The organism is Bradyrhizobium sp. CCBAU 65884, from assembly GCF_028128835.1.
GTDB lineage: Bacteria > Pseudomonadota > Alphaproteobacteria > Rhizobiales > Xanthobacteraceae > Bradyrhizobium > Bradyrhizobium ottawaense.
Genome location: NZ_LBJU01000112.1, coordinates 40768 through 53182 on the forward strand (window position 1 = coordinate 40768; position 12415 = coordinate 53182).

The 12415-nt window shown below is 63.7% G+C and carries 9 protein-coding genes and 1 tRNA gene; 6 read left to right on the forward strand and 4 right to left on the reverse strand.

Going from position 1 to position 12415, the window contains the following annotated elements; genetic code table 11:
* Positions 1-95 precede the first annotated feature (95 nt).
* From XI03_RS15365 to XI03_RS15380, 4 genes are all read left to right on the forward strand, one after another.
* Positions 96-731 carry an ATP-dependent Clp protease proteolytic subunit gene (locus tag XI03_RS15365; protein WP_028141438.1) on the forward strand — a complete coding sequence of 212 codons (636 nt, stop codon included), beginning with the start codon at positions 96-98 and terminating at the stop codon, positions 729-731.
* 457 nt (positions 732-1188) lie between these two features.
* Entirely contained in the window at positions 1189-2460 is a 1272-nt protein-coding gene (gene clpX, locus XI03_RS15370; protein ID WP_018320118.1) for an ATP-dependent Clp protease ATP-binding subunit ClpX, read from the forward strand.
* A gap of 326 nt (positions 2461-2786) precedes the next feature.
* On the forward strand, positions 2787-5210 hold the full coding sequence (gene lon, locus XI03_RS15375; protein WP_028141439.1) for an endopeptidase La: 2424 nt from the start codon (positions 2787-2789) through the stop codon (positions 5208-5210).
* 72 nt (positions 5211-5282) lie between these two features.
* Positions 5283-5687: a GFA family protein gene (locus tag XI03_RS15380; protein ID WP_271592566.1), complete on the forward strand. Its 405-nt coding sequence runs from the start codon at positions 5283-5285 to the stop codon at positions 5685-5687.
* 155 nt (positions 5688-5842) lie between these two features.
* Here the strand turns inward: XI03_RS15380 and XI03_RS15385 are convergent.
* From XI03_RS15385 to XI03_RS15395, 3 genes are all read right to left on the reverse strand, one after another.
* Positions 5843-5919, reverse strand: a tRNA-Val gene (locus tag XI03_RS15385).
* A gap of 118 nt (positions 5920-6037) precedes the next feature.
* Positions 6038-6400 carry a hypothetical protein gene (locus XI03_RS15390; RefSeq protein WP_271592567.1) on the reverse strand — a complete coding sequence of 121 codons (363 nt, stop codon included), beginning with the start codon at positions 6398-6400 and terminating at the stop codon, positions 6038-6040.
* Between the two features lie 282 nt (positions 6401-6682).
* The gene (locus XI03_RS15395) at positions 6683-8524 is read right to left on the reverse strand and encodes a caspase family protein (protein WP_271592568.1); all 1842 of its coding nucleotides are present in this window, start codon (positions 8522-8524) and stop codon (positions 6683-6685) included.
* A gap of 370 nt (positions 8525-8894) precedes the next feature.
* Between XI03_RS15395 and XI03_RS15400 the strand changes: the two genes are divergently transcribed.
* Positions 8895-9755 (forward strand): class I SAM-dependent methyltransferase, encoded by an 861-nt coding sequence (locus XI03_RS15400; protein ID WP_271592609.1) that lies wholly within the window; start codon positions 8895-8897, stop codon positions 9753-9755.
* A gap of 18 nt (positions 9756-9773) precedes the next feature.
* Positions 9774-11438, forward strand: coding sequence for a hypothetical protein (locus XI03_RS15405; protein WP_271592569.1), 1665 nt, complete (start codon positions 9774-9776; stop codon positions 11436-11438).
* A gap of 6 nt (positions 11439-11444) precedes the next feature.
* On the opposite strand, the gene XI03_RS15410 is transcribed toward XI03_RS15405, so the two are convergent.
* On the reverse strand, positions 11445-12413 hold the full coding sequence (locus XI03_RS15410) for a cation diffusion facilitator family transporter (protein WP_271592570.1): 969 nt from the start codon (positions 12411-12413) through the stop codon (positions 11445-11447).
* Positions 12414-12415 lie beyond the last annotated feature (2 nt).

Sequence of the window (12415 nt, forward strand, 5' to 3'; positions counted from 1 at the left end):
CTGCATCACGGGACGTCCATCGGCCTTCAGCAGATCCAGCCCAAACTGGCAGTCAAGACTGGCGATGTCCGCCTCTTAAAAACCCTAGGTGACTTATGCGCGATCCGGTTGAAACCTACATGAACCTCGTGCCCATGGTGGTCGAGCAGACCAACCGTGGCGAGCGCGCCTACGACATCTTCTCGCGCCTCTTGAAGGAGCGCATCATCTTCCTGACCGGTCCGGTCGAGGACGGCATGTCGACGCTGGTCGTCGCACAGTTGTTGTTCCTCGAGGCGGAAAATCCGAAGAAGGAAATCTCGATGTACATCAACTCGCCGGGCGGCGTGGTGACGTCGGGCCTTGCGATCTACGACACCATGCAGTTCATCCGCCCGCCGGTCTCGACGCTGTGCACGGGGCAGGCGGCCTCGATGGGCTCGCTGCTGCTCGCCGCCGGCGAGAAGGACATGCGCTTCTCGCTGCCGAACGCGCGCATCATGGTGCATCAACCCTCCGGCGGCTTCCAGGGCCAGGCCACCGACATCATGCTGCACGCGCAGGAAATCCTGAACCTGAAGAAGCGGCTCAACGAGATCTACGTGAAGCACACCGGCCAGACCTACAAGGCGATCGAGGACGCGCTGGAACGCGACAAGTTCCTGACCGCGAACGACGCCAAGGAGTTCGGCCTGGTCGACAGGGTCATCGACAAGCGTGCCGAGGAACCGGCGGCGGCGAAGACCCCGTAGCACTACTGGGGCTGCGGCGATCCCTTGTTAGACCCTCGGGCATCGCCGGGCACCATCAGGGGGGCGTTCACGTTTAGGACGCGTGTGCGCGTCGCAAAACGGTATTTTGCGCCCTGCGGCAAGCAGAAGGTTCCGCTTTCGTGCTTGTTTTTCGTGGCAATCCAGCAACGCCGGGGTGATTTCGATCACTTCGTCCGTGCCAAGACCGGAAATCACGGTATTGTCACGGGTAGCCGGCGACCCCCGATTAGCGAATTCTTGATAGTCGGGTGACAGCATGGTTGGCTACGAATGATCGGCTATGATCGCGGAGAATCGAGTGACCGTGATTCGCACGGGATGTAACGCGTAGGGTCTTTTTTGGTACGGAATTTGCTCTACTTAAGCTTCATGCCGACCATCGTGTCGGAATGGAGCGATCGAGCGGAACGGGATCGAACCGCGGACGGAGACATGAATGAGTAAGGTCGGCACGAGCGACTCCAAGAACACGCTATATTGCTCGTTCTGCGGCAAGAGCCAGCACGAAGTCCGCAAACTGATCGCGGGTCCCACGGTCTTCATCTGCGACGAGTGCGTCGAGCTCTGCATGGACATCATCCGCGAGGAAAACAAATCCTCGCTGGTCAAGTCGCGCGACGGCATTCCGACGCCGAAGGAAATCTGCAAGGTCCTGGACGACTACGTGATCGGCCAGAGCCATGCGAAGAAGGTCCTGTCGGTCGCGGTGCACAACCACTACAAGCGCCTCAACCACCAGACCAAGCACAACGACGTCGAGCTCGCGAAGTCGAACATCCTGCTGATCGGTCCGACCGGCTCGGGCAAGACGCTGCTCGCGCAGACGCTCGCCCGCATCCTGGACGTGCCGTTCACCATGGCGGATGCGACGACGCTGACCGAGGCCGGCTATGTCGGTGAGGACGTCGAGAACATCATCCTGAAGCTGCTCCAGGCCGCCGACTACAACGTCGAGCGCGCCCAGCGCGGCATCGTCTACATCGACGAAATCGACAAGATCAGCCGCAAGTCCGACAATCCCTCGATCACGCGCGACGTGTCGGGTGAGGGCGTGCAGCAGGCGCTGCTCAAGATCATGGAAGGCACGGTGGCTTCGGTCCCGCCGCAGGGCGGCCGCAAGCATCCGCAGCAGGAGTTCCTGCAGGTGGATACCACCAACATCCTGTTCATCTGCGGCGGTGCCTTCGCCGGCCTCGAGAAGATCATCTCGGCGCGCGGACGGTCGACCTCGATCGGCTTCGCAGCCCAGGTGATGGCGCCCGAAGACCGCCGGACCGGCGAGATCTTCCGTCACGTCGAGCCTGAGGACCTCCTGAAGTACGGCCTCATCCCCGAGTTCGTCGGCCGTCTGCCGGTCGTGGCGACGCTCGAGGACCTCGATGAGACCTCGCTGAAGAAGATCCTCACCGAGCCGAAGAACGCGCTGGTGAAACAGTACCAGCGGCTGTTCGAGATGGAGAACATCGAGCTGACCTTCGCCGACGAGGCGCTTGGCGCGGTTGCCCGCAAGGCGATCGAGCGCAAGACCGGTGCGCGCGGATTGCGTTCGATCCTCGAGGCGATCCTGCTCGAGACCATGTTCGATCTGCCGGGCCTGGAAGGTGTGGAAGAGGTCGTGATTTCGCGCGAAGTCGTGGAAGGAACGGCGCGTCCGCTCTACATCTACGCCGATCGGTCCGATCGCGCCGTCGAGAACGCCAGCGCCTGATCTTTCGGCGCTGGAACGCTCCAATTGTATCCTCAAAGTGGGCTGCGGAAGTGTATCTCCGCAGCCGATGTTGCGTCGCTTACCGCGTTGCGTAAGCGACTGATGGCGCGCGTTTTTCAATGACTTGACACCCCCCGGGTCGATAGCCACCTAATGTCGGCGGCGAGCGAAAATTCTCTTCCAGATTCGCCTCAGTTCCGATCCGGCGAGCCGGTCCAACGCGAAAAACGGACCGATCGGTTTTGCGGATCACCTCGGCACCTTGTGGCGGTTGCGCATGAGCATGGCGGGCTGCGTGCAAGGGGGCAAAGCAAAAGGAAAAGGCCATGACTAATCCAAAACCCAGGCCAACCATCGTTCATGGCGAAACGCACGCCTATCCCGTGCTGCCGCTGCGCGACATCGTCGTCTTCCCGCACATGATCGTTCCGCTCTTCGTCGGTCGCGAGAAGTCGATCCGCGCGCTCGAAGAGGTGATGAAGAACGACGCGCTGATCATGCTCGCGACGCAGAAGAACGCGTCCGACGATGATCCGGCGCCCGACTCCATTTACGAGACCGGTACGCTTGCCAGCGTGCTGCAGCTCTTGAAGCTTCCCGACGGCACCGTGAAGGTGCTGGTCGAAGGGCTCGAGCGTGCGCGCGTGCAGAAATACACCGATCGCGCCGACTATTACGAAGCGACCGCCATTGCGCTGGCCGACACCGATGCGAAGTCGGTCGAGGCGGAAGCGCTGTCGCGCTCGGTCGTGTCCGACTTCGAGAGCTATGTGAAGCTCAACAAGAAGATCTCGGCCGAGGTCGTCGGCGTCGTGCAGGCGATCACCGATTTCGCCAAGCTCGCCGACACCGTTGCCTCGCATCTCGCCGTCAAGATCGCGGATCGCCAGGGTATCCTGGAGACGCTGTCCGTCACCACGCGCCTGGAGAAGGTGCTGGGCCTGATGGAGAGCGAGATCTCGGTGCTGCAGGTCGAGAAGCGCATCCGCTCCCGGGTCAAGCGCCAGATGGAGAAGACCCAGCGCGAGTATTATCTCAACGAGCAGATGAAGGCGATCCAGAAGGAGCTCGGCGACGACGACGGTCGCGACGAGCTCGCCGATCTCGAAGAGAAGATCGCCAAGACCAAGCTCTCCAAGGAAGCGCGCGAGAAGGCGCAGCATGAATTGAAGAAGCTGCGGCAGATGTCGCCGATGTCCGCGGAAGCGACCGTCGTGCGCAACTATCTGGATTGGCTGCTGTCGATCCCGTGGAACAAGAAGTCCAAGGTGAAGAAGGACCTGGAATCGGCGCAGGCCATCCTGGACTCCGATCACTACGGGCTGGAGAAGGTCAAGGAGCGCATCGTCGAGTATCTCGCCGTGCAGTCGCGCGCCAACAAGCTCACGGGCCCGATCCTGTGCCTGGTCGGGCCTCCCGGCGTCGGCAAGACCTCGCTCGGCAAGTCGATCGCGAAGGCGACGGGGCGCGAATTCGTGCGCGTCTCGCTCGGCGGCGTGCGCGACGAGGCCGAGATCCGCGGTCACCGCCGCACCTATATCGGCTCGATGCCCGGCAAGATCATCCAGTCGATGCGCAAGGCGAAGTCGTCCAATCCGCTGTTCCTGCTGGACGAGATCGACAAGATGGGCGCCGATTTCCGCGGCGATCCGTCCTCGGCTCTGCTCGAGGTCCTCGACCCCGAGCAGAACGGCACCTTCAACGACCACTATCTCGAGGTCGACTACGATCTGTCCAACGTGATGTTCATCACGACCGCGAATACGCTCAATATTCCCGGGCCGCTGATGGACCGCATGGAGATCATCCGGATCGCGGGCTACACCGAGAACGAGAAGGTCGAGATCGCGCGCAAGCATCTGATCCCGAACGCGGTGTCCAAGCATGGCCTGGACTCCAAGGAGTTCTCGATCGACGACGACGCGCTGCTGCTTTTGATCCGCCGCTACACCCGCGAAGCGGGCGTGCGTAATCTGGAGCGTGAGCTCTCCACACTCGCCCGCAAGGCGGTGAAGGAGCTGATGATCTCCAAGAAGAAGTCGGTCAAGGTCACCGAGAAGACTCTGGAAGAGCTGCTCGGCGTGCCGAAGTACCGCTTCGGCGAGATCGAGAGCGAGCCGCAGGTCGGCATCGTTACCGGCCTTGCCTGGACCGATGTCGGCGGTGAGCTGCTCACCATCGAAGGCGTCATGATGCCCGGCAAGGGCAAGATGACGGTCACGGGCAATCTGCGCGACGTGATGAAGGAGTCGATTTCGGCGGCGGCGTCCTACGTCCGCTCGCGTGCGATCAACTACGGCATCGAGCCGCCGATGTTCGACCGCCGCGACATCCACGTGCACGTGCCTGAGGGCGCGACGCCGAAGGACGGCCCGTCCGCGGGCGTCGCCATGGCCACCGCGATCATCTCGGTCATGACCGGCATCCCGGTCCGCCACGATGTCGCGATGACCGGCGAGATCACGCTGCGCGGCCGCGTGCTGCCGATCGGCGGCCTGAAGGAGAAGCTGCTGGCTGCGGCCCGCGGCGGCATCAAGACGGTGCTGATCCCCGAGGACAACGCCAAGGATCTCACGGAGATTTCCGATGCGATCAAGGGCGGCATGGAGATCATCCCGGTCTCGCGCCTCGACGACGTCGTCGCCAAGGCGCTGGTGAAGAAGCCTGTGCCGATCGTCTGGGAAGAGGACACCAAGGTGACGGTGAAGCCGGACGGCGATGAAGCCGCCGGCGGCCTGACCGCTCACTGAGGTTCGGCGAAAAAATGATAGAACGGCGCCTTCGGGCGCCGTTTTTGTTTTGGGGGCAAGGGGAGGAGGGCGATGCAGATCGACGGGCAATGCCATTGCGGGACAGTCACCTTCGAGGCCGAGGTCGATCCGGAGGAGGTCTCGGTCTGTCACTGCACCGATTGCCAGACGCTGACCGGCTCGCCGTTCCGGGTGACAGCCGTCTGCTCCGGCGTTGATGTCCGCCTGACCGGCGGCACGCCCAAGGTCTACGGCAAGCGCGGCGACAACGGCCGGATGCGCTTCCAGCACTTCTGCGCCGATTGCGGTTCCCCGCTGTTCACCAGCGGCGAGGGCGATGAGGCCGACGATTGGGGCATCCGCTGGGGCTCTATCCGCCAGCGCGACAAATTGCGCCCCGTCAGGCAGATCTGGTGCCAGTCGGCGGCGGTATGGATCGACGCGGTGCCGCTGCTGCCGGGGAGGCCGCAGGATTGAGGTTGGCTTGCCGAGCCGAAGCTCGCGGCTCAAAGCCCGCCTTCGCCCGTTGGGCTTCGGCGCGGCAGCCTTCGCTCACTTCGCGCCACGAGCACGAATGCTGGCCTGCCGAGTTGCCGGCTTGCCCAGCCGAAGCTCGCGAAGCGAGCGAAGGCTGGTGGGCGGTCACGGATTCGAACCGCGGACCCTCTCGGTGTAAACGAGATGCTCTAACCAGCTGAGCTAACCGCCCCACGGCGCCTCTTTAGCGCCTCGGCGGGTGTCGGAGCAAGGGCCGAGCGCGCCCGAGGAGGCGGCGATCGTGCTCGCCGCCGCTGCGCAACGCCTCGGCCTGGAACCCCGCCTGATTGTCAGGCTGTCTTGGTGAACATCGTCAGGACACCATCGGCGATGTTGATCGCGACGACTTGTGACGAGCTCAAGCCCTTGGCCTTGAGCACGGAGGCTGCTTGCGGTGTGGCGTCGATGGACTGCCGGAGCGACTGGATGTCCTTGTCGCTTGTGTGCGCCACGAGTTCATCGACCTTCGCGCGCACGGCCGGCTGCAATTCCTTGACGTCCACAACCTGTATGCTCCGGATCTCGGTGCTGGACTGCGTGGACGGCTGTTCCGCGCCGGATTGCGACGATGCGCCCTGTGCCTGCACCAGAGCCGGTGTTCCGAGACAGAGAGCTGCAACGATGACGGATGCCGTGAAGCTGCGCATGGTCATGCCTTTTCCAGTTTGAGGAACGGCAAAACCTATCGACGAAATCTGGTTGGCATCTGATTCCGATGTGGCCGTTCGGTGAAACCAATGCGGCCGTAATGCGCACGGATGAGACCGGCTGCGCCGGGTCTGGTGATGTCTACGGCAAGGGGTTAGCTCAGCTGGTTAGAGCATCTCGTTTACACCGAGAGGGTCCGCGGTTCGATTCCGTGACCGAAAGTGAAGAACAGCCAACTCTGGGGCCGAAAAATTCGACCCGGCTAAACTCCTGAAGCTGCCGAAGAGTTAGGGACACACTTCCCTGTATCCGACCGATCCCGCACCCGACGAGCTCCCACTCTCGACCCGGCATCCCGATTTGACCGGACGACAGCCTGCGTTGCCGCATATAAGCTGCCCGCTTGCCTGAGGCTTGGATGGTTTGGCTTCCGTTTGCTTGCGCTCAGTATCCCGCTTCTTGGCGTCCTCGCGCGTCGCGATCGGCTTCTTGTCCTGCACCTTCTCGCATTCATTGTCGTCATTGACGCGGTAGCCGGCGCGGCAGGCGATCTTGGTGCAGGTGTCGCCGTCTGCCCTGAAGCCGCGGTCGCAGATCAGCGGACAGACGCGGCCGGGCTTCGCCTTGATCGCGTCCAGCGCATCGAAGCTTGCAAGCTTGGCGTCGAATTTGGTGCCGGCATATTTGTTGAACAGCGCCAGCGAACGCTGTGATGAGGCATTCCAATCGCCGTCTCCGGAAGCTGTCAGACAGCCGACACGGCGGAGCTCCGACTGAACCAGCTTCGTCGTTTCCTGCGGCGACATTGTCGGCGGGGTCGAAGAGGGCGCTATCGCTGCGACCTTCTGCTCCGCGCTGGCAGAGGCTTGTTTCTCCGCGGCCAGCTTGGCGGCCGTCTCGGCGGTGGCCTTGTCGTTCGCCAGCTTCTCGGCGAGCGCCTTCTCCGCGGCAAGCTTCTCGGCGAGGGCCTTCGCCGCTGCCGCCTCGGCGTCCTTCCGGCGCTGCTCCGCTGCGGCGGCCTTGGCTTCCTCGACCTGCTTGGCCTTCTCGGCCGCAAGACGCTTCTCCTCGGCCGCCTTGGCCGCGGCCGCCGCCTTCTCCTGCTCGGCCTTGGTGGCGCGCTCGGCTGCGAGCCGGGCCTTCTCCTCTTCCGCCTGCCGAGCCTTGTCCGCCGTGGTCGCGCGGGTTTCTTCGGCAGCGATCTTGTTCAACTGGCCTTTGGCAAGATCGGTATAGAAGCTACTCGGAAAGCGGTTGAGGAAGGCTGTCCAGCCGTCACGCGTACCGAGCTGAAGCGCCAGTTCGTAGTCGCGCCGGATCTCACTGTCGGGGTTGGCCTGGGGGCCGGCGACGACCGGTTTCGTCGCAACCAGCGGCACGTCGTCGCCGCCCAGCGAGCCATAGACATAGGGCTCCTGCTTGTAGCCGGTGTTCTTGAGGACATCGTCGCGCACGAAGCCGAAGGCCTTGCGCAGGTCGAGCCCCGGCGTCGGCAGGCGTTCGACCAGCGCTGCGGCAAACGGGCTGTTTTTGGCGTCGCCGTCCGAAGCGGTCGAGCCCGCCTTCGCCGCGAAGGCGACCATGGTGTTCGGGCTGGTCGGCTCGACCTTGGCGAGGCCGCGGCCGATGGCGCGCGCGGCGATCGTGCGCTTCATGGTCTTGGCAAAGGGATTGTCGCGGCAGGCATCGAGGATGACGAGGCGGAGCTGCTTGGCCGGTTCGATGGCGAACAGCAGCCGATCGAGCGGGAAAGCCTCGTCGAAGACATCGGTATCGGTTTCCAGCGCGGCGTCGGTCGGAACGAGATAATTGTTGCCGTCCAGCTCGATCCCGTGGCCGGCATAATAGATGACGGCGACGTCGGCCTCGCGCGCCTTGGTGCCGAACTCGCGCAGGGCCTTGCGCATGTCGACGACGCTCAGGTCGAGCTTGACGTCCACGGTGTCGAAGCCGGCCTTCCTGAACATGCCGCCGACCAGCGAAGCGTCGTTCACCGGATTGGTCAGCCGGGGCACGCTCTTGTAGGCGGAATTGCCGATGACGAGAGCCACGCGCTTTTCAGCGTGCGCCGATCCGCAGCCCAGGCAGAATATCGCCAGAAAAAATAGAAAAATCCGAATCGTGCCCATTGCAGCCCCAAATCGCAATGTGATCAGAGTAGTCGGAGTATGCCCTGGAGGCAAAGACGCCTAATGTGACGAACATCACAGGCGCCCGTACGGGCATAGGCCAATGTCCGCCCGCAAGTCACAACGGAGGGTTGGCCAATGTGTGCTCTGCTGGATCTCATCTACCGACATGTCTGCCGGGCGTGCCTGCGCGAAGCGCGTCGCATGAGCCGAGGCCGTTCGACCATCGCAATCTCGTAATTCCGGGCCCGGCGCGCGACCCGCCTTGACTCCTTGAAGGGGTGCGCCCGCCATCCCGACGTGGTATCGCCCCTGTGCGGTTGCAAAACCGACGGGATGGGCATCGCGAATGGGAATGACCGGGAACACCATGCAGCAGCCGAGCGGACACGAGCAAAACGCCGACCAGATCGCCTATTGGAACGGCCCGAGCGGCCAGCGCTGGGCCGATCGCCATGCGGCGCAGGAGAGCCTGCTCGGACCGATTGCCGCGGCGCTGATCGACCGCGCCAAGCCGAGGCCCGGGGAGCGCGTCCTCGATGTCGGCTGCGGCTCCGGTGCGACGACGTTCGCGTTCGCCAAGGCGGTGGCGCCCGATGGGTTTGCGCTCGGCCTCGATGTGTCAGAGCCGATGCTGTCCCAGGCGCGCGCGTTCGCGCCAAAAGGCCTGCCGCTCGATTTCGTGCTGGCGGATGCAACGGTGCATCCGTTGGAGCCGGCGAGCTTCGATCTTTTGGCCTCGCGCTTCGGCGTGATGTTCTTTGCCGATCCCATTGCGTCCTTCAGCAACTTGCGGCGCGCGCTGAAGCCGACCGGGCGGCTCGCCTTCGCCTGCTGGCGCGAGCCAAAGGAAAACCCGTGGATGATGGCGCCGCTGATGGCGGTCTACAAGCACGTGCCGAAGATGCCGCCGGTCGGGCCGGAGGAGCCGGGCCCGTTCGCGTTCGCCTCGGAGGAGCGTGTGATGCGCATCCTGAAGGGAGCGGGTTTCGTCGACATGGCGATGGAGCCGCATAATCTGGAGATGGATGTCGCGATCGGTGGCGGCCTCGATGCCGCGGTTGACGGTGCCCTGCAGATCGGCCCAGCCAGCCGCGCGCTGCAGGGACACCCGCCGGAGACGTACGCGGCCGCAAAAGCCTCGATCCGCGAGATGCTCGCGCCGTTCCAGAAGGAGCAGAGCGTCGCGTTGCAGGGCGCGATCTGGATCGTGACCGCGAAGGCGACGTAGTCGCCCCCGAACTCCCGGTTGCGAGCATTGAAGATGAATCCAGCACTGAACCAGCGCACTGGTCTTTGGTCCGCCTTGCCCCGGTGGGTGAACTCCATCGCGTGGTTCTGGGTCTGGGTTTGCGCGATCGGCCTGGCCTTGATGGTTCACCTTGCTTTCCTGATGAACTGGCCGGATCACTTCATCCATGAGGACAGCGCGGCCTATATCATACAGGCCGAATCCATCCTGAGAGGACAATATCTCGAGGATATGATGAAGCGGCCGTACGGTGTGGCCGCCTTCCTTGTGCTGCTGTCAAAACTGTTCGGCCCGCACATCCTCGTCTTCGTCATCGCGCAGCACCTGATGAGCGTCGGCACTGCGCTTTTCGTTGCAGGGATCGTGCGTTTTGCCGGCGCGCCGCGTTTCTTCGCGCTCGTGGCCTTTTGTCTGGCGGCGTTGCACGGCCGCATCGTCCACTACGACAACACGATCGGTGCGGAGACGATCTCCAACTTCCTGGTCAGTCTTGCGGCTTTCATCGCCGCGGGCGCCGCCTTCAGGAAATGGCCGGCGTTGCCGGCCGCAGCGGCCGTGGGCTTGACGCTCGGCGCCGTGATGACATGCCGGTCGGCCGCAATAGGTCAGGCCGCGGTCATTCTGTTATGGCTGGTGGTGGTGCTGGACGCAGGGCTCCTGCGCCGGCTTGGCGTGCTTGCACTGGCAGGCTTTTTCGCCTCGGCCGTCTACCTGACGCCGGCGGCGATCAACTTGGCGATCGGCAAACGCCCCGCCGGCAACGAGATCGTGGCCGCGATGGCCTTCGTGGTCGGCTATTCCGGCGATTTCGAGCACGGCGTTCATCTCGACCGGAAGGCGCAGGCGCGGGGATACGTCGAGCAGATGCGAGCTGCGGACACTCCTCAGGGATGGCCCGACACCGGTGTCTATCAGTGGCCGTTCGGCGCGATACACCGGCTGGCGAAGCCCGGCGACAGCGAAGTGGATCTCGAGCGGGTCGTGCGTGACATCTTCATCGAAACGCTGACGACGCCGTCGACGCTCTATCGACACCTCACGAAGCACTTTCTCCGGGAAATGTACTTCCTGCTGTTCGACGCAAATTCGGTTGCGCGGCGGACGCCCAATCCGCAGGGCTACGAATATTTCATGGACCGCGACAGGTTCCCGTTCTTTGGCAGCCCGACCGGGTTGAAGTCCGGACAGTTGGTTCACGACTACTACAAACCCTGGTGGCCACTGTCGCGGCTGCTCTCCGCGGATCGGCTTCAGCTCACCCTGAACCGCCTTTTTGCGCGTGGCTACGCGCCCAACTCGGAGCTGGTCGCGCTGTGCTGCGGGGTGGAGGTTTCGACCGAATACGACGATTTCCCGGGTCCGATCTGGTGGCTGTCCGCGGCGACACTCGGCCTCGCTCTCGTGCTTCTGATTGGCGTCCCTGCGAGCCATGCGGGTTTGGTGCGGTGGCCGACCGGCCGCCTTGTTGCCGGCGGCAGCTTGATGATCCTGCTGGCGTTGGCCAGCGCCGCGTTTCCGACCTTCCTCGTTTATGGGCTCAATCGCTACGCGTACTACGTCATTCCCTTCCTCGCCGGCTCGAGCGCGATCCTGGGGAGTGTGCTGTTCGATTGGCTCAGGGCCGGGGCCAAGTCCGAGCGGGCCGAGCGCGGCGAGGCATAGACGCGGTCACACCACATCATCCGGCGCCAGCGCGCAGCCATTGTCCGGATGGGTCTCGACCTGAAGCGTGGTGTGGCCGATGCGATGGGCCGTCTTCAGGAGCTGCGCCGTCTCCATCAGGAAGGCATCGCCGGCCCCAGTGGGCATGACGAGGTGGCAGGTCAGCGCCGTCTCGGTGGTCGAGATCGGCCAGACATGGAGATCGTGGATCGCGGACACGCCGGGACGCGCGAGCAAGAACGACCTGATCGCGGCGAGGTCGGTGCCCTTGGGCGCTGCCGCCATCGACATGTCGATGGAGCCGCGCAACAGGCTGGTCGTGCTCCACAGGATGGTGGCGCAGATGACGAGGCTGGTGACGGGGTCGAGCCAGAGCCAGCCGGTCCAGATGATCAGCGCCGCCGAGACCACGACGCCAAGCGAGACCGCTGCGTCGGCGGCCATGTGCAGATAGGCGCCTTCGACGTTGATATCGTCCTTGCGGCCGCTCGCAAACAGCATGGCCGTGAAGCCGTTGATGAGGATGCCGATGCCGGCGACCACCATCACCGTGACGCCCGCGACCGGCTCCGGCTCGCGCAGGCGCAGGATCGCCTCCCAGCCGATTGCGCCGGTTGCGACCAGCAGGAACACCGCATTGGCCAGTGCCGCCAGAATGGTGGAGGCGCGAAAACCGTAGGTGAAGCGGCCGCTCGGCGCGCGCCGTGCCGCGATCGAGGCGCCCCAGGCCACGACCAGTCCGAGCACGTCGGACAAATTATGGCCGGCGTCCGCGAGCAGGGCGGTGGAATTGCCGAGATAGCCGTAGACCGCCTCGGCCACGACGAGGGCGGTGTTGAGCGAAATGCCGATCGCGAATGCCTTGCCGAAATTGGCGGGCGCATGGACATGGCCGTGACTGTGGTCGTGACCATGACCAGGACCATGGTCGGCGTGATCATGGTGATGATGACCGTGATGGTCGTGGCTGCCCAATT

What these genes read in the sequence shown, in the direction of transcription:
- clpX (WP_018320118.1), top strand. Translation starts at nt 1,189, where the DNA reads ATGAGTAAGGTCGGCACGAGCGACTCCAAGAACACGCTATATTGCTCG.
- XI03_RS15395 (WP_271592568.1), bottom strand. Translation starts at nt 8,524, where the DNA reads ATGGGCACGATTCGGATTTTTCTATTTTTTCTGGCGATATTCTGCCTG.
- XI03_RS15380 (WP_271592566.1), top strand. Translation starts at nt 5,283, where the DNA reads ATGCAGATCGACGGGCAATGCCATTGCGGGACAGTCACCTTCGAGGCC.
- XI03_RS15390 (WP_271592567.1), bottom strand. Translation starts at nt 6,400, where the DNA reads ATGACCATGCGCAGCTTCACGGCATCCGTCATCGTTGCAGCTCTCTGT.
- XI03_RS15400 (WP_271592609.1), top strand. Translation starts at nt 8,895, where the DNA reads ATGCAGCAGCCGAGCGGACACGAGCAAAACGCCGACCAGATCGCCTAT.
- lon (WP_028141439.1), top strand. Translation starts at nt 2,787, where the DNA reads ATGACTAATCCAAAACCCAGGCCAACCATCGTTCATGGCGAAACGCAC.
- XI03_RS15365 (WP_028141438.1), top strand. Translation starts at nt 96, where the DNA reads ATGCGCGATCCGGTTGAAACCTACATGAACCTCGTGCCCATGGTGGTC.